Raw genomic sequence first — 17,306 nt, 5'->3', positions numbered from 1 at the left:
CGACCCGGACGTCCCCGTCAACCAACCCGAAAGGACTCCCATGTCCTCCTCCTCGCACCCCATCAGCCGGCGTCGGCTGCTGGCGGCGGCCGGCGCGGCCTCCGCGTTCGGCCTGCTGCGGTTCGCTCCCGAGGCCGCCGCGACCGACGGCCCGGGCAGCTACAGCGCGAGCTGGTCGTCGGTGGACCAGCACCCTCCGGCCCCGGCCTGGTTCCAGGACGCCAAGTTCGGCATCTACTACCACTGGGGCGTCTTCAGCGTCCCCGCCTTCGGCAACGAGTGGTACCCGCGCAACATGTACATCGGCGGATCTGCCGAGAACCAGCACCACATCGCCACCTACGGTGACCCGTCGGCGTGGCCGTACAACAACTTCATCGACGGCGCCCGCGACAAGGCCGGCAACTTCGTGCAGTTCGCCCCCAAACTGGCTTCGGCGGGCGGCAACTTCGACCCCGACGCGTGGGCGCAGCTGTTCAAGGCGGCGGGCGCCCGGTTCGCCGGCCCCGTCGCCGAGCACCACGACGGGTTCTCCATGTGGAACAGCAGGTCCAACCCGTGGAACTCCGTGCAGCACGGCCCGAAGCTGGACCTGGTGAACCTGCACGCGCAGGCGATCCGTGGCCAGGGCCTCAAGTTCATGACGTCGCTGCACCACGCGTACCACTTCAACGGCTACTACGACCACGTGCCGTACCAGTCGGACGCGACCCTGCGCGTCCTGTACGGGCAGCAGGGCACGGCCGCCGAGAACCAGCTCTGGTACAACAAGCTGGTCGAGGTCATCGACGGCTACCAACCTGACCTGATCTGGCAGGATTTCGACCTGGGGCTGGTGCAGGAGTCCTACCGGCTGCAGTTCCTGGCGTACTACTACAACAAGGCCGTGTCCTGGAACAAGGACGTCGCCGCGACGTACAAGGACGGCCTGGACGACAAGGGCGAGGTCTTCGACTTCGAACGCGGCGGGCCCGCGGGCCTCATGTCGCCCTACTGGCTCACCGACGACAGCATCTCGTCCTCCAGTTGGTGCTACACCAACGGCATCGGCTACTACACGACGCAGGCCCTGCTGCACGCGCTGATCGACCGGACCAGCAAGGGCGGCACCATGCTGCTGAACATCGCCCCCATGGCCGACGGCACCATCCCCTCCGGCCAGCAGACCATCCTGCGCGGCATGGGTGACTGGCTCGGCCGGTTCGGAGAGGCGATCTACGGCACCCGCCCCTGGAGCAGCTACGGCGAGGGCCCGACCGCCATGGGGGGCGGCTCGTTCAGCGGACCCAAGGCCGGCGTCGCGCAGGACGTCCGGTTCACCCGCAGCCAGGACAACAAGGTGCTCTACGCGACCTCCCTGGGCTGGCAGGGCGGCACCATGACCATCTCGACCCTCAACTCCAACCAGTTCGCCATCAGCAGCCTGACCAGCGCACAGCTGCTGAACAACGCGGCCGGCAGCTACGTCAACCTGCCCACGCCGACGCAGGACGGCTCCGGCCTGCACCTGGCCATGCCTTCCTCCAGTGCGCCGTTCAGCGCCCTGGCGTACACGGTCAAACTCACCTTCTCCGGCCAGATCCCGGCACTCGGCGGCGGGGGGATCGGCACCGGATACGTGAAGATCGCCAACGTCACCACCGGACTGGTGCTCGACAGCGGCGGCAACGTCGCCTCGGGCTCCAACCTCAAGCAGTGGAACTACGACGGGAGCACCAATCTGCAGTGGCAGTTGGTGGACCTCGGCGACGGCTACTACCGCATCGTCAACCGCACCAACGGCATGGTGGCCGACAGCTGGGGCAACACCGCCAACGGCGCCCCCGCCCGGCAGACGACCTGGAACGGTGGCAACAACCAGCAGTGGTCGCTCACCAACCTGGGTAACGGCCGCTATCAGATCGTCAACCGCGGCACCGGCACCGCCCTCGACGGTGCCGGCAGCACCTCGGCCGGCTCGACCACGGTGCTGTGGACACCGAACTCCAGCACCAACAACGCGTGGACGATCACCGGGGTCTGACGCTGTGCCCGGGGGCGGTGCACCCACGCTGCCCCCGGGAACGTCAGCATACTCAGGAAGCCAACCACGACAACATGAGTGGTACTCATTTGCCCTGTCTCAATGCCCAGGCTCTAGTGAATACCGCCTGAATGCCGCCTAATTAGGCGGAATGCGCATAGGTCTGAGAAGAAAGATCTTGGAATATGCATGCTCATTGTGTTGACGTCGGCACCCGTTACCGCTTGTTATGTGTGACCTAGGTGCGGCATGCCCTCTGACGGGTGAGGCCGGGCCACCCCGTCACCTGCCCGTTCCCGGGCCGACGCGCCCACGACGTAGGGGAGTTGCTGCATGAGAGCGAAGGTCCGCGCGGTCGGCGCACAGGCATCCGGGAGGACTCGCAGACGCACCGGGCTCGTGGCTGCAGGGGGTGTGCTCGTGCTGGCGGTCACCGCGGCATGCGGGAGTGGCGGTGGCGGCGGCACGAGCGGTTCCGGCGGCTTCCACCCCGTGAAGCAGACCGGCGGCACCCTGACCGTGTGGGTGGACTCGACACGGCTGCCGGCGGCGAAGCTGTACCAGCGGCAGCACCCCGAAGTGAAGATGGACATCGTCACCTACGACGGCGACGCCAACGGCTCCAACTACCTGCGCACGAAGGTCAGCCTGTTCAACCGCACCCGCAAGGGCTGGCCGGACGTGGTCTTCAGCAGTCAGAACAACGAGGCGACGTGGGCGGTGCAGGACGGTTTCGCCGCCCCACTGAACAAGGGCCGGATCCCCGCCTCGACGCTGTCCGGCTGGGCGAAGGGGGCCAACGCCCCGTGCACCGTCGACGGCACCCTGTACTGCCTGCGCAACGACCTGTCCCAGGCGGTGCTGTGGTACAACGAGCCGCTGATGAAGCAGTGGGGCTACCAGGTTCCCAGGACTTGGGAGGAGTACCAGGCCCTGGGGGAGAAGGTGGCCACCGAGCACCCCGGGTACCTGATCGGCTCGGCAGGTGACCCGTGGACCCCCGAGGTCTACATGTGGGCGAGCAAGTGCGGGGCCAACCAGGTCACCGGGCCCAAGGCGGTCACGGTCGACACCAGCGGCCCGAACTGCACCCGGATGGCGTCGCTGCTGGACACGCTGATCAAGAACAAGTCGATGTCGCTGAGCAGCGTCTTCAGTTCGGACTTCGACAAGAACAAGGCCGGCAAGGTCCTGATGCTGGCCGGCCCGTCCTGGTACGGCGGCTCGGTCTTCCAGGGCACCTTCAAGACGCCCGCGCACCAGATCGCGGCCGCACCGCTGCCCCAGTGGTCCGGTGACACCGCTCCGTCGACCGGCAACGTCGGCGGCGGGACCTGGCTGCTTTCCGCGCACAGCGCGAACCTCAAAGCCGCCACGGCCTTCATGACCTGGGTGACGACCTCGAACGACTACCAGGGCAAGACGGCGCCCGGCTACCCGGCCTTCCAGGCGGCCGCCACGGCCTGGCTCGCCCAGCAGGCGTCCTCCGGCTACTACGCCGGCGACATCACCGGCACCCTGCAGACGGCGGCCGACCAGGTGTGGGACGGCTGGGGCTACGGGCAGTTCAGCCAGGAGGCGGTCTGGGCGGCCACGGTGACCCCGAAGCTGACGGCCGGCAGGACGGTCACCTCGCTCCTGCCGGCCTGGAAGGACGCCATCGTCAACTACGCCCGGGCCGACGGCTACAAGGTGGCGCGGTGACCGCGCCGTCCACCGGCGCGAGCCGGGCCGCGGCGCGCCGCACGCGCACACCGTGGCCCGGCAGCGCCGGGCACACCTTCGTCGCCGCCTACACGGTGCTGCTGGTCGCCTTCGGCGTGGTCCCCACCGGATACGCGATCTACTTCGCGTTCACCGACAACGCCGATTCCTTCGCGGGCCTGTCCAACTTCAGCACAGCCTTCGACGACTTCCGCTTCGGCCCCGCGGTCGGGCACGTGGTCCTCTACCTGGCGTGGTGGCTGGTCTCCCTGGTCGTGTTCGTCGTCGGGCTGGCCCTGCTGGTGCACCGCATGGCGATGAAGGGGCTGAGCAGGCTCCTGCGTTTCCTGTACTACGTGCCGGGCGCGCTGGCCGGGGCGGCCGGCGTGCTGGTGTGGCTGTTCGTACTGGACCCCACGGTCAGCCCGGTCGGCTTCCTGCTGCGTGCCCTGGGCTACCACGCCTTCGGCCAGGTCATCGCCCCCGGTCACCTGCCGGTCCTGTTCACTCTCATCGCGTTCTGGACCGGCGCCGGCGGCTGGATCGTGGTGATGTACGGAGCGCTGAACAACATCCCGGCCGACATCCTGGAGGCCGCGAGGATCGACGGCGCCGGAGCCCTGCAGACGGCGTGGCGGATCCAGATCCCCATGCTGCGCAAGTGGATCGTCTACATGGTCATCCTCGCCTTCGCCGGCGGCACCCAGTTGTTCGTCGAACCGCAGCTCCTCTCCCAGGCCAGCAACGGCGTGGCGGGCCGGGACTACTCGCTCAACCAGCTCGCCTACGACTTCGCCTTCCAGAACAACGACGTCAACACCGCGGCCGCCGTCTCGGTGGAACTGCTGGTGGTCGGGCTGGTCGTGGCGGGCGTCTTCGTCGCCAGATCGGGGTTCTTCGATGCGGACTGACACCCGGTGGGGTATCGTCGCCGGCCCGGCCGGCATCCGCTCCGGACCGGCGGTGCGGGAACCCGCGCGGATCGGCCGTGCCGCGAGGCGCCGTGTCAATCCGCTGCCGGCCCTGGTCCTGCTGCTGTTCGTGGCCTTCTTCGTCCTGCCGGTGCTGTGGCTGCTGCTCGCCGCCACGAAGACCGACGACCAACTGGTCGGCGGCAACCCCCTGTCCTTCGGCTCCTTCCACGCCCTGCGCGCCAACTGGGACGCGCTGACCGCCTACCAGGGCGACGCGATCTTCAGGTGGCTGCGCAACTCCGCCCTGTACTCCTCCGTCGCGTTGGTCATCACCGTGTGCGTGGCGGTACCGGCCGGCTACGCCATGGCGATGACCGAGTTCCGCGGCCGCCGCGCGCTGCTGATCGCCACGCTCGTGGTGATGCTGATGCCGAACGCCACCTTGGTCGTACCGCTGTTCCTGGAGGTCAACGCGGTCCACCTGATCGGCTCGATGTGGTCGATCGTGCTGCCGTACGCGTTCTACCCGTTCGGGGTGTACCTGACGTACATCTACTTCAGCACCGCCCTGCCCCGGGAACTGCTGGACGCCGCCCGGTTGGACGGCTGCTCGGAGTTCGGCGTCTTCAGGCGGGTGGCGCTGCCGCTGGCGGCTCCCGTCATCGCCCTGGTCGGCTTCTTCAGCTTCGTGGCGAACTGGACCAACTACTACCTGCCGTACGTGATGCTGCCGCAGGACGACCAACTCCCGGTGCAGGTGGGCCTGGGCACGCTGCTGGACTCGGTCCCGCAGTTCAACCCCACGGCCGGCGCCCTGGAGGTCCAACGCCCCGAACTGGCTCTGGCGACCCTGCTGGCGATCACACCCGTCCTGGTGGTCTTCCTCTTCGCACAACGCTTCCTGGTCGCCGGAATGCTCGCCGGCGCCACCAAGGACTGACCGACCCGCACACCCCGTCGCGCGGGTGCCCCGACGCGGCGTCCTCCGCCGTCCCGCACGGACGGCGCGCGCCGCCATGCCCTGAATGGGAGATCCCCTCATGCTTCCCGTCATCACGGCTTCGGTACCGCTGCTGGAGCCGCCTGGCTGGGCGACAGCACAACGTCAGCTGTTCGACCTGCTCGACCGGGCCTGGCGCCGGTTCGCCCGCGACTTCACCGGTCCGGACGGACGGCTGCGCTACCGCGGGACCCTGACCTCCCGCGACGGCGTCGACGACTTCTACGAGGTCTTCTTCAACTGGCCCCAGCTCTACCTGCTCGGCGGAGCCGACGACCTGCTCGAACAGGCCGAGCGGCACTGGGAGGGCGTCACCCGCCAGCTCACCGAGCTGGGCATGCTCAAGGACGAGTACGAGCGCGGCTACGACTGGTTCCACCAGGGCGAGAGCCTGCTGCTGCTCTACTTCCTGTGCATGGCCGCCCCCGACCGGTGGCGGGGGCGGGCGGTGCGCTTCGCGGAGCTCTACGTGGACCCCCGGCACGGCAACTACGACCCCGAGCACCGCGTCGTCCGCCGCCCGCACAACGGTAGCGACCCGCGGCGCGAGGGACTGTTCGACGGCGACACGTACCCCTGGCTGCCCAAGGAAGCGGACACGTACGGCTTTCCGCTGGACTGGATACTGCCGTACGGCGCCGAGCAGCCCCCGCTCGACGCCGACCCGCGGCTCGGCGCGGAGATGCGCCGCCGGATGGGCTCAGGCGACACCGCCGTCAACCTCGCCGCCACCGGCCTGGTCCTCAACGCCTGGATACTCACCGGCGACCGGCGCTACGCGGACTGGATCGCGCAGTACGTCGGCGCCTGGCGCGACCGCGCCGCCGCCAACGGGGGGATCCTGCCCGACAACGTCGATCCGGACGGGAACGTCGGCGGACTGCTCGAAGGGCGCTGGTACGGCGGCCACTACGGCTGGTCCTGGCCCCACGGGTGGTACAGCGTCGGCCACGCGGCCATCGTCGCCGCCCTGGCCGGCGCCGCCGTCACCGGCGACGACTCCTGCCTGGACCTGGTCCGTCCGGCCCTGGACGAGATCATCGCCCACGGCAAGGTGATGCCCTTCACGGAGGCGGACTCCAGCATCCGCTCCAAGTGGATGCCGCAGCTGGGTGAGGACGTGCACACCCCCACCTTCCACGTCCCCTTCCGGTACGGCGACCAGGGCTGGTTCGACCACAACCCGATGCTGATGGCGGTCCCCACCGCCCTGTGGCACCACACCGCAGGCGCCGCCGACCGGGCCCGCATCGAGCACCTGCGCGCGGCCGCCGGCCACGACTGGCGAACGGTCCGCCCCTTCCGCAGCAAGGAGGAAGCCGGCCACGAGGAACCCTGGCTCGCCTTCCTCGCCGGCGACAACCCGGACTACCCCGAGAAGATCCTGGCCGCCGCCCAGGCCCAGGTACGCCACCGCCTGGCCCGCATGGAGCGTCACCGCGACCGGGACGTCCCGGAAGCCGACATCCACCTGTGGCAGCAGTCCAACCCCGTCGTCACCGAGGCTCTGGTCCACCTCACCTGGGGAGGCCCGCAGGTCGTCTACAACGGCGGCCTCCAGCAGGCCCGGCTGCGCTACCACGACGCCACCGCCGGCCGTCCGGGCCTGCCGCCGTCCGTGGCGGCCCTGGTCTCCTCCATCGACCCCGAGGCCACCGTCGTCGAGCTGGTCAACCTCGACCCCGAGCACGCGCGTCCGGTGATCGTTCAGGCCGGCGCCTTCGCCGAACACACCATCCGCTCGGCGGAGTACTCCACGTGCACCGACCCGTCCTGGATCGGCGACCTGTACGACTACGGCCACCGCGCGCCCGCCGTCGAGTCCGCCACCACCGACGTCGGCGGCCCCTGGCTGCGGGTCGACCTGCCGCGCTCGTCCCGGATCCGCCTCTCCCTGCGACTCGCCCTGCGCACCCGGACACCCTCCTACCGCTCGCCCTTCGACGGGCATCCGGCCGAGACGAGCGCGTCGTGAGCACGGCAGGGCGGTCTCAGCGCTGCCTGCCGCCACCGGCGGCCGGCAGCGTGTGATCCGGGCTATCCGAGCGACCACCGCTGGTTGGCGCCGCCGTTGCAGGTCCACAACTCGACCAGCGTGCCGTCGGTGGTTCCGGCGCCGGTCACGTCCAGGCACAGACCCGAGAGCGCGCTGGTGACGGTGCCGTCGGAGCGGATGTCCCACTGCTGGTTGTCCTGGCCGTTGCACCCGTAGACGATCACCTTGGTACCGGGACTGGTGCCCCGGCCGTCGGCGTCGAGGCACATCTGGCTGCCGCCGGAGTAGACGGTCAGCTGGTTGGACGAGGTGCGGGTGAACATCTGGTTGGAGCCGCCCGCGCAGTCCCAGATCTGCACCTGGGTACCGGCCGTGGTGGACGAGTTCGGCACGTCCAGGCACTTGCCCGCGCCCACCGCGTGCAGTTCACCGCTGGTACCACCGCTCGCGGACCCGGCGGGGGTCAGGTAGACCGCGAAGGCGTCGTGCGCCGCCTGGAAGGTGAAAGGCACGGTCAGGGAACCGGACGAGGCGCTGACGTTCTGGTTGTACACCACCTGCGGCGCGCTGAGCGGGGCCTGGTCCGGGACGCGTTCGACCGTCACGTTCACATTGCCGCCGTTCGCCAGCCAGGGTACGGACGCCAGGCCGTCGAAGGTCACGGAGGCGGTACCCGTGTACCCGTTGCTGTCGCCGATCACGGCCACCGCGCGCCTGGCCGTGCTGTCCTCCGCGGCGGAGATCGCCGTGGAGTTGACCTGGCCGGAGGTGCTGACCAGGGTCCCGGTCATGTCCGCGTACGTGCGCAGGGCCCACCAGTTGCCGTTGGGCTGCCACGTCCCGCCGCTCTGGGTGAGCACCCCGGTCAGGTTCGGTGTCATGCAGCACACCCAGTTGCCACGCATGGCGTTGGTGTACCCGGACTGCGCGAACCGGGCCAGATACCAGGCGGTGACTCCCGCCGTCTGGCGGTCCGCGGGCTGGTACTCGTTCGCCGACAGCGGGCGGGCGGAGACGCCGTTCGCGGACAGCGCGTTGTCGATCGCCTGCGACACCGTCACCGGGTCGTCGACGTCGCCCTCGTCGTGGTTGGTGATCTCGTCGGGGACCGTACCCGCCGCCTTGACGTGGGCCAGCCAGGTGTTCCACTCGCCCGGGTTGCTCTGCGGGGTGAAGGCGAGAGATGGACCGACGATCGTCGCGTTCGGAGCGACGCGGCGGATCTCCCGGAAGGCGGTGTCCCACATCTGGAAGTACTGGGTGCTGTTCATCCCGCGGGTCCAGAAGGCCGAGATGTCCGGCTCGTTGTAGATGTCGTAGGCGAACGGCAGGCCTGTCGCCTGCAGCGCGCCCACGGTGGTGTCGATGAAACTCGACCAGTTCGAGCAGTTTCCGTTGTCACACGGGTACACCTCGTTCGAGGGCTGCCCGCCGTTGTTGCCCCACAGATCGCTCAGGAGCACCTGGTACTGGGCGTGGTACGGCGGCTGGGTCAGCCGGCGGGCCTGCGCGGTGATCGAGGCGATGTCGGCCTTGGTGGCGGACCCGTAGGAGTAGTTGTCCTTGATCCAGCCGCCCGAGAACCAGCCGCCGCCCCGGAAGGCGTTGAGGCCCAGCGGCTGGAGGTACTGGTCCGCCGGCTGGGTGCCGTCCTGGCTGACGCCGTAGAGGAAGCCCTCACCCACGCCGGTCGACGGTCCGCGGGTGGAACTCAGGTGCACGCTCAGGGATTCACCCGGTGCCGCATGGCTCGTGCCGGGCGTCAGGATCAGTGCTGCGAGTCCGAGTACGGCGGCGGCAGCGGTGGCCAGACGGCCCGGTGCGGATCTTGTCCTCATCGATGTCCTCCTCCGGCTTGGCGTCACGGCGTCGTGACGCGGCGAGATGGTGGATCCGCGGCCGTGCGCCGCGAGGGTCGGTCGAGGGCGCGGGATCCCGATGCCCGACGGCGGATGTGGCCGGCGAGAGCGTGCGGCCGACCGTGGTGAGGGCGGCGGGACCCGCCGGGTGCGGCCGGCGGCCCGTTCCGCGGTAGCTGCGAGCCGTCGAGAGACGTGCGTCGAATCGATTGGCAGGAATCGGTTCGACTGGTTCGGGCAGGATGCTACGGCTGGGGGCCGGGGCGGTCAATGAGGTGGGAGCGGCCGGCCGGCGGCTCCGCCGGCCGAACTCGCTACCCCCGGACGGCCGGAGCGGCCCCGGTGCTGGAACGCAGGGAGATGGGCGGGGCGAGCAGGATGTGCCGGGGCGGGGTGCCGGGCTCGGCGATCCGCTGCACGAGCAGGGAGACCGCCTGCTCGCCCATCTCGAGGGCGGGGACGTCCGCCGCGGTCAAGGGCGGCCGGAAGTCCTCGGCCCACAACCGCGCGGCCACGCCCGTCACCGAGAAGTCGGACGGCACGGCCAGCCCGGCGTCGGCCAGCGCACGCTGAATGCCGGGCAGCGCGGCCTCGTTGATGGTGGTGACGGCCGTGAGGTCCGGATGGGCCCGCAGGAGTTCCTCGATGCTCTCCTGGCCGGAACGGGCGTCGTCCCCGCAGGTGACCTCGACTCCCCGCACGCCCCGCTCGGCGATGGCGGCCGTGAAGCCCTCGCGGGCCCTGAGCGCCGGGCCGTAACCCGACGCGACGAGCTCCTTCGAGCGGCTGATCAGCGCGACCTTCCGGTGGCCGAGGTCGGCCAGGTGCCGGACGGAGTGCCCGATGAGTCTGGCGTAGTCCACGTCGATCCAGCACATCGCCCGCTCGTCGGCGGTGTGCCCGATGCCGACGAACGGCAGTCCCGCCTGGCGGAGCCGGTCGACCCGGGTGTCGTGCAGGCGGATCTCCATCACGATCACCCCGTCGACGCGGCCCTCCGAGACCAGCCGTTCGAAGGAGCGGTCGTGGTCGCCCCCGGAGGGCGACAGCAGCACGTCCAGGTCGACGCGGGCCGCCGCGTCGACGACGGCGGCGACGAAGTCCAGCTGCATGTGGCTGAGCCGGTTGCCGGCCGGGGGGATCACCAGCCCGATCGTCCGGGTCCGGCCCTCCTTGAGGGCCCGCGCAGTGGCGTTGGGCCGGTAGCCGAGCTCGTCGATCACGTCCTGGATGCGTCTGCGGGTCGCGGCCGCGACGGGACGCTTGCCGCTGAGCGCGTACGACACCGTGCTGCGCGACACTCCCGCTCGTCGCGCGATCTCCCCGATGTTCATGCAGCTCCTCACGACGTACCGCGGGCGGGATCATACTCCGTGCGAAACGGTTCGGCGGGTGGGTTCCGAGGGGATCGGCACCGACAGGGCGGGCCGGCATGCCGACGTCGCGGGACAGCAGAAGGGCCGACGCACGGTATTGACGCGTCATCGAGCGGGTTCTACGTTCACAGTCGAACCGATTCGCTACGGCGCCTCGCTCCCACCCGGTGACCTCCGCGCGGACCGGCCTCGGCGCTGCCCGTACACGGGCAGGGCACGACACGAAGGGACGGGCGTCATGAGCAGACCCAGCCGCCGGCGGTTCGCGGTCACGGCGCTGGCCGCCGTCACCGCGGCGTCCGCCCTCACCGCATGCGGATCGTCGTCGGGCGGTGGTGCCTCCGCGTCCGCGGCGGGCGGCACGTACACCGTCTGGGACCCCTATCCGCAGTTCGACGGGAACGCGAAGTGGGTCAAGCTGCTGACCGACTGCGGGCGCCAGGCAGGGGTGAAGGTCAAGCGCACGGCCTTCGACACCACCGACCTGACCACCAAGACACTGCTCGCCGCCCAGCAGGGCGACGCCCCGGACGTACTCGTCGTCGACAATCCGGTCGTCTCCACACTCGCCGAGGCCGGCGTCCTGACCACCACCGACGAGAGCCACGTCGACACCACCCAGGCGTCGCCCAACCTGCTGGCCGCGGGGCAGAGCGCGGGCAAGACCTATGGCATGCCCATCGGCGCGAACACGCTGGCGCTGTACTACAACAAGAACGTCCTGAAGGCGTCGGGCGTCGACCCCGCCTCCGTCAAGGACTGGGCGAGCCTGAACGCGGCGCTGGCCAAGGTGAAGGCGGCGGGCAGGAAGGGCATCACCTTCTCCGCCATCGGCACCGAGGAGGGCAGCTTCCAGTTCCTGCCCTGGTTCTGGGGCGCGGGGGCGCAGCTGACCGACCTCGGTTCGGACCGGGCCGTCTCGGCGGTGGCGCTGTGGAAGGAGTGGCTGAAGAAGGGCTACGCCCCCAACTCCGTCATCAACAACACCCAGACCACCAGTTGGCAGGAGTTCGCCACCGGCCAGTTCGCCTTCGCCGAGAACGGCACCTGGCAGCTGGCCAACGCCAAGAAGACGGGCTTCGGCTACGGGACGATCCCCATCCCGGCGGCGTCCGGCGGCACCGCCCCCGCCCCGACAGGCGGCGAGTTCGTCACCGTTCCGGTGCAGAAGGACAGCGGCCGCTACCTCACCTCCCAGAAGATCGTGTCCTGCCTCACCAGCGCCAGGAACCTGCTGGCCACCGACGCCACCTTGTCCTACGTCGCGCCGACCAGGTCGGGCCAGGAACAGCAGTCGGCCACCGGCCCGGAGATGACGGTGTGGGTGGACGCGGTCCGCGCGGCCAGGGGCCGCACGAGCGACGACCTCGGCACCAAGTACCCCAAGATCTCCGAGCAGATGTGGAACGCGGTCCAGGCGGCCCTGACCGGGTCGAAGTCGCCGGAGGACGCGATGTCCGCCGCGCAGTCCGCCGCGTCCAAGTAGCGATCCGAAAGGGACCGAACGCCCGCCGATGACCGCCACGCCCAGCAGCGCCGCCTTCCCGATCCGGGAGATTCCGTTCAGCCGCCACGGTTCGTGGTTCGGCATCTCGCCGGTCGTCGGGCAGCACGCCCAGGCGTCGGACCTGCACCTGGTCTCCCACCAGAACGGCATGCACCCGGTGCTGCGCTTCACGCCGCTCGGTCCGGAGACCGGGGACCGCGTCCGTACCGTGTGGCAGGCCACGCCCGCCCGCCTGACCTGGCAGGCCGACGGCCGACGCGTCGATCTGGCCTACGAGAGCGCCGACACCGTCCGGCTGCGCGGCCGTGGACTGGGCATGCTGATCTCGTCGGTGACCGCCGAGCTGACCCCCTTCGGCGGCACCTACTTCTACCGCGACCCCGTCGACGGCTCGTTCCACTTCACCTCCTACGAGACGGGGCGCCGCTACCGGGTCACCGTCCTGCGGGGCGCCGCGAGCCCGCGGGGCACGGAGGCACTGGCCGGGGCCGCCCGGGGCGTGGCCCTGTTCGACGAGACGGAGTGGGAGGCCGCCGTCGAGGAGATCGACAGCGCCCGCCGGCCGTACACCGCCACCGCCGGGTTCGCCACCGTCGTGGCACGCAGCGAGGAGGCGTTCCGCAACTTCGCGGCAGCCGTCGTCGAGGTGCCCGCCGACACCGCTCCGGCGGCGGAACTGTCCGCGTACGTCCTGTGGTCGGCCACGGTCCGACCCGCCGGTTTCGTGCGCCGCCCCGCCGTCCTGATGTCCAAGCACTGGATGGACAAGGTGTGGAGCTGGGACCACTGCTTCAACGCCCTCGCGCTCGCGCCGGGCCTGCCGGACCTGGCCTGGGCCCAGTTCCTGCTGCCCTTCGACCACCAGGACGAGACCGGGGCACTGCCCGACTCGGTCACCCACTCCGAAGTCCTCTACAACTTCGTCAAGCCGCCGATCCACGGCTGGGCCCTGCGACGGCTTCGCGCACGCCTGGCCCGGCCGCCCGGCACCGGCCAACTCGCCGCGGCCTACCACCACCTGACCCGCTGGACGGACTTCTGGCTGACCGCCCGCACCGCGCCCGGCCGCCGACTGCCGCACTACCAGCACGGCAACGACAGCGGCTGGGACAACGCCACCACGTTCGACGCCCGGCGCGTCGCGGTCACCGCCGACCTGTCCGCTTTCCTCGTGCTCCAGTTGTCCGAGCTGTCGCAGCTCGCCGGGCTGCTGGGCCGGCAGGGGGAGGCCGAGCGGTGGTCGGGCGCCGCGGACTCGCTCCAGGAGGCCCTGGTGGAGCAACTGTGGACGGGAGACCGCTTCGGCAGCCGTTCGCCGTACGGCGGCGGTCTCGCGGAGAGCCGCAGCCTGCTGGACCTGATGCCGATCGTGCTGGGCGAGCGGTTGCCGCACGAGGTGGGCGACCGGCTCGCCGAGCGGATCGCCTCCCACCTGACGCCGCACGGCCTGGCCACCGAGCACCCCGACTCGCCGCTCTACGAGGCCGACGGTTACTGGCGCGGACCGGTCTGGGCGCCCTCGACCGTGCTGATCGAGGACGGCCTGCGCCGGGCGGGCCACACCGGTCTCGCCGACGAGGTCAGCCGCCGCTTCCGTGCGTTGTGCGAGAAGTCCGGCTTCGCCGAGAACTTCGACGCGCTCACCGGAGAGGGACTGCGGGACCGGGCCTACACCTGGACTGCCAGCGGGTACCTGCTGCTCGCGGACGAACACCACAGGCGCGCCGCGGCGATGCCCGGCGGCGTCGCCGCGGTCTCGGCGCAGATCCCGTCGCCGGGGGCGGCCATGGGACCGTGACGCCCACCCCTCGTGCCGGCGGGGCGATGTCCGCGCCACCTTTCGTGCGGCTGTAGGGACGGTTGTGGCAGGGGTTGACAGCGGGTCCGCCGCGGTGCACAGTGCCGTCGTCGGATCTGATGACCCGTCTGGCACGTCTCAGCGTTTTCCCCGCTCTTGTTAGCGCTCACATTCCTTGTGTGTCACGCTCATCGGCGCGGCCGCGACGGACGGTCGCGCACTCACCGACGGGAGGGGCCGCCGCGTCCGACGAGGCGGACTCCCTGCCCGTCCTCCATCCAGCAAGGGACTCATCGATGACCTCTCTGTCCAGACGACAGGCCCTGGCCGCAGCCGCGGCCGGGGTCGGTGCGATGGCGACTCCCGGCGTGGCGACTGCCGCGTCGCCCTCCCGCCGGCCCGCGCCGGCGATCAGCAGGGAAGCCTTCGGCCAGATCGGCGGGGTGACCGTCTACCGCTACACGCTGGTGGCCTCCGGCGGCCTGACCGTCCGGATCCTCACCTACGGCGGGATCGTGCAGTCCGTGCAGGTGCCCGACGGGCGCGGCCGCCCGGTGGACATCGTGCTCGGATTCGCCACGCTCGACGACTACGTCGCCCACAACAGCCCCGAGGCCGGCGGCGGCGTGTACTTCGGTGCGCTCGTCGGCCGGTACGCCAACCGCATCGCGAAGGGCACCTTCACGCTCGACGGCGCGACCTACCAGGTGCCGGTCAACAACAACGGCAACGCACTGCACGGGGGCACGGCCGGTTTCGACAAGAAGGTCTGGACACCGACGGTCGAGCACGGCCCCGACTCGGTCGGCCTGCGTCTGGAGTACGTCAGCCCCGACGGGGAGATGGGCTTCCCGGGCACGCTGACGACACGGGCCACCTACACGCTCGACAACAGCGGCAACCTGACACTCACCTTCCGCGCCACCACCGACAGGCCCACCGTGGTCAATCTGACCAACCACACGTACTGGAACCTGGCGGGGGAGTCGTCAGGAGACGTCTACGGCCACCTGCTGCACCTCGACGCCGACCGGTACACCCCGGTCGACGGGACCCAGATCCCCACCGGTGAACTCCTGTCCGTCCACGGGACCCCCATGGACTTCACCCGGCCGACGGCGATCGGGGCGCGGGTCGCGCAAGCCGATCCCCAGCTGATGACCGGTCAGGGGTACGACCTGAACTGGGTGGTCGACCAAGGCCGCAGCGCCGGGCTCGCCCTCGCGGCCCGCGCGGTCGACCCCCGCAGCGGACGGACCCTGACGGTGTGGACCACCCAGCCCGGCGTGCAGTTCTACAGCGGCAACTTCCTGACCGGCACGCTGGTCGGCACGGGCGGCACCGCCTACCGCCAGAGCTACGGTTTCGCGCTGGAGACCCAGAACTTCCCGGACGCGCCGAACCACGCGGCGTTCCCGTCCCCGGTCCTCCGACCGGGCGAGGTCTACCAGCACACCACGGTCTACGGCCTGTCCACGATGCGTCCGTGACCGCGTCCCGCGCCCTGCCCTGAAGCCGGACCGACATCCTGACTGCCACGGGGTGCGCTGGAACGCCATCTGGGAGCGCTCCCATGCCGCCGGCCAGCCGCCGCGCAAGGCCCCACGCCAATCGTCCGGCCTGCCCACAGGGGGCGACCGGAACCGCCGATCCATGGAAGAGGAGTCCCTGATGCACAGAGGAAACACCAGCCACAGGCGCCTGTTACCGGCGCTGGCGGCCGTGATCGCGACCATGGTCGTGTCGGCGGCGATGCTCGTCGCCGGCCCCGCTCAGGCGGACACCAGCGGCGCCCTGCGCGGTACCGGTTCCGGCCGGTGCCTGGACGTGCCGAACTCCAGCCAGACCGACGGCACGTCCCTGCAGATCTACGACTGCTCGGGCGGGACCAACCAGCAGTGGACGCTGACGTCGGGCAACGCGCTGACGGTCTACGGCAACAAGTGCCTGGACGTCCCGGGCCACGCCACCGCCGCCGGCACCCGGGTGGAGATCTGGACCTGCAACGGCGGCAGCAACCAGCAGTGGCGCGTGAACTCCGACGGCACCGTCGTCGGCGTGGAGTCCGGGCTGTGCCTGGACGTCACGGGTGGCGGCACGGCCAACGGCACCGCGGTGGAGATCTGGACCTGCAACGGCCGCAGCAACCAGCAGTGGACCGGCCTGTCCGGTACGTCGAGCCCGCCGCCGACGGGTGGTTCGTGTGCTCTTCCCTCGACGTATCACTGGTCGTCGACGGGTGCACTGGCGCAGCCGGCGAACGGGTGGGTGTCGCTGAAGGACTTCACCGACGTGGTCTACAACGGCAAGCACCTGGTCTACGCCTCGAACGTGTCGGGATCGGGCTACGGCTCGATGGGGTTCGCACCCTTCACGAACTGGTCCGACATGGCCTCGGCCGCCCAGACCGGGATGAGCCAGTCCACGGTGGCACCCACGTTGTTCTACTTCGCACCCAAGAACATCTGGGTCCTGGCCTCCCAGTGGGGTGCCTGGCCCTTCTTCTACCGGACCTCCAGCGACCCCACCAACCCCAACGGCTGGTCATCACCGCAACCGCTGTTCACCGGCAGCATCTCCAACTCCGGCACCGGTCCCATCGACCAGACGCTGATCGGCGACGGCCAGAACATGTACCTGTTCTTCGCCGGCGACAACGGCACGATCTACCGGGCGAGCATGCCGATCGGGAACTTCCCGGGCAACTTCGGCTCGTCCGCCACCGCGGTCATGAGTGACTCGACCAACAACCTCTTCGAAGCCGTCCAGGTCTACAAGGTCAAGGACCAGAGCCAGTACCTCATGATCGTCGAGGCGATCGGGGCCAACGGCCGGTACTTCCGCTCCTTCACGGCGTCCAGCCTCAACGGCTCGTGGACCCCCCAGGCCACCAGCGAGAGCAACCCCTTCGCCGGCAAGGCCAACAGCGGCGCCACCTGGACCAACGACATCAGCCACGGTGACCTGGTCCGCGCCAACCCCGACCAGACCATGACCATCGACCCCTGCAACCTGCAGTTCCTCTACCAGGGCAAGTCCCCCAGCGCCGGCGGCCCCTACGACCAGCTGCCCTGGCGGCCGGGGCTCCTCACCCTCCAGCGCTGAACCCGCATCAGCGAAGGGCGGACC

Annotated in this window: 11 protein-coding genes; 9 read left to right on the top strand and 2 right to left on the bottom strand. The window is 70.1% G+C overall.

Annotation, left to right across the window (positions count from 1 at the left end; genetic code table 11):
• Nucleotides 1-40: 40 nt before the first annotated feature.
• The 5 genes from K7862_RS06110 to K7862_RS06090 all read left to right on the top strand — a co-directional run bounded on the left by K7862_RS06110 (nt 41) and on the right by K7862_RS06090 (nt 7,616).
• Nucleotides 41-2,023 carry an alpha-L-fucosidase gene (locus K7862_RS06110; RefSeq protein ID WP_222961382.1) on the top strand — a complete coding sequence of 661 codons (1,983 nt, stop codon included), beginning with the start codon at nt 41-43 and terminating at the stop codon, nt 2,021-2,023.
• 333 nt (nt 2,024-2,356) lie between these two features.
• The gene (locus K7862_RS06105) at nt 2,357-3,727 is read left to right on the top strand and encodes an ABC transporter substrate-binding protein (RefSeq protein ID WP_222961381.1); all 1,371 of its coding nucleotides are present in this window, start codon (nt 2,357-2,359) and stop codon (nt 3,725-3,727) included.
• Nucleotides 3,724-4,638: a carbohydrate ABC transporter permease gene (locus K7862_RS06100; protein ID WP_308011868.1), complete on the top strand. Its 915-nt coding sequence runs from the start codon at nt 3,724-3,726 to the stop codon at nt 4,636-4,638. The genes K7862_RS06105 and K7862_RS06100 overlap by 4 nt, the downstream gene beginning before the upstream one ends.
• Nucleotides 4,628-5,581, top strand: a complete 954-nt coding sequence (locus K7862_RS06095) for a carbohydrate ABC transporter permease (RefSeq protein WP_222961380.1) — start codon at nt 4,628-4,630, stop codon at nt 5,579-5,581. Before K7862_RS06100 ends, K7862_RS06095 begins: the two co-directional genes overlap by 11 nt.
• 100 nt (nt 5,582-5,681) lie before the next feature.
• Complete coding sequence (locus tag K7862_RS06090; protein WP_222961379.1) at nt 5,682-7,616, top strand: DUF8034 domain-containing protein; 1,935 nt, start codon at nt 5,682-5,684, stop codon at nt 7,614-7,616.
• Nucleotides 7,617-7,678: 62 nt separating this feature from the next.
• Here the strand turns inward: K7862_RS06090 and K7862_RS06085 are convergent, their stop codons facing one another.
• Nucleotides 7,679-9,475, bottom strand: coding sequence for an RICIN domain-containing protein (locus K7862_RS06085; protein WP_222961378.1), 1,797 nt, complete (start codon nt 9,473-9,475; stop codon nt 7,679-7,681).
• 335 nt (nt 9,476-9,810) lie between these two features.
• A complete protein-coding gene (locus K7862_RS06080) occupies nt 9,811-10,830 on the bottom strand; it encodes a LacI family DNA-binding transcriptional regulator (protein WP_222961377.1) in 1,020 nt (339 codons plus the stop codon).
• 280 nt (nt 10,831-11,110) lie between these two features.
• Between K7862_RS06080 and K7862_RS06075 the strand changes: the two genes are divergently transcribed.
• From K7862_RS06075 to K7862_RS06060, 4 genes are all read left to right on the top strand, one after another.
• A complete protein-coding gene (locus K7862_RS06075) occupies nt 11,111-12,358 on the top strand; it encodes a sugar ABC transporter substrate-binding protein (protein ID WP_222961376.1) in 1,248 nt (415 codons plus the stop codon).
• 28 nt (nt 12,359-12,386) lie between these two features.
• Complete coding sequence (locus K7862_RS06070; protein ID WP_262412748.1) at nt 12,387-14,177, top strand: amylo-alpha-1,6-glucosidase; 1,791 nt, start codon at nt 12,387-12,389, stop codon at nt 14,175-14,177.
• A gap of 296 nt (nt 14,178-14,473) precedes the next feature.
• Nucleotides 14,474-15,667, top strand: coding sequence for an aldose epimerase family protein (locus K7862_RS06065; RefSeq protein WP_222961375.1), 1,194 nt, complete (start codon nt 14,474-14,476; stop codon nt 15,665-15,667).
• A gap of 181 nt (nt 15,668-15,848) precedes the next feature.
• The gene (locus K7862_RS06060) at nt 15,849-17,282 is read left to right on the top strand and encodes a non-reducing end alpha-L-arabinofuranosidase family hydrolase (protein ID WP_222961374.1); all 1,434 of its coding nucleotides are present in this window, start codon (nt 15,849-15,851) and stop codon (nt 17,280-17,282) included.
• Nucleotides 17,283-17,306 lie beyond the last annotated feature (24 nt).

The organism is Actinacidiphila acidipaludis, assembly GCF_019890725.1.
In the GTDB taxonomy this organism is placed as follows: Bacteria; Actinomycetota; Actinomycetes; order Streptomycetales; family Streptomycetaceae; genus Actinacidiphila; species Actinacidiphila acidipaludis.
Note: the sequence above shows the minus strand (reverse complement) of the source record. Positions and strands in the feature narration are given on the sequence as shown.

What these genes read in the sequence shown, in the direction of transcription:
- K7862_RS06110 (WP_222961382.1), top strand. Translation starts at nt 41, where the DNA reads ATGTCCTCCTCCTCGCACCCCATCAGCCGGCGTCGGCTGCTGGCGGCG.
- K7862_RS06105 (WP_222961381.1), top strand. Translation starts at nt 2,357, where the DNA reads ATGAGAGCGAAGGTCCGCGCGGTCGGCGCACAGGCATCCGGGAGGACT.
- K7862_RS06095 (WP_222961380.1), top strand. Translation starts at nt 4,628, where the DNA reads ATGCGGACTGACACCCGGTGGGGTATCGTCGCCGGCCCGGCCGGCATC.
- K7862_RS06090 (WP_222961379.1), top strand. Translation starts at nt 5,682, where the DNA reads ATGCTTCCCGTCATCACGGCTTCGGTACCGCTGCTGGAGCCGCCTGGC.
- K7862_RS06085 (WP_222961378.1), bottom strand. Translation starts at nt 9,475, where the DNA reads ATGAGGACAAGATCCGCACCGGGCCGTCTGGCCACCGCTGCCGCCGCC.
- K7862_RS06080 (WP_222961377.1), bottom strand. Translation starts at nt 10,830, where the DNA reads ATGAACATCGGGGAGATCGCGCGACGAGCGGGAGTGTCGCGCAGCACG.
- K7862_RS06075 (WP_222961376.1), top strand. Translation starts at nt 11,111, where the DNA reads ATGAGCAGACCCAGCCGCCGGCGGTTCGCGGTCACGGCGCTGGCCGCC.
- K7862_RS06070 (WP_262412748.1), top strand. Translation starts at nt 12,387, where the DNA reads ATGACCGCCACGCCCAGCAGCGCCGCCTTCCCGATCCGGGAGATTCCG.
- K7862_RS06065 (WP_222961375.1), top strand. Translation starts at nt 14,474, where the DNA reads ATGACCTCTCTGTCCAGACGACAGGCCCTGGCCGCAGCCGCGGCCGGG.
- K7862_RS06060 (WP_222961374.1), top strand. Translation starts at nt 15,849, where the DNA reads ATGCACAGAGGAAACACCAGCCACAGGCGCCTGTTACCGGCGCTGGCG.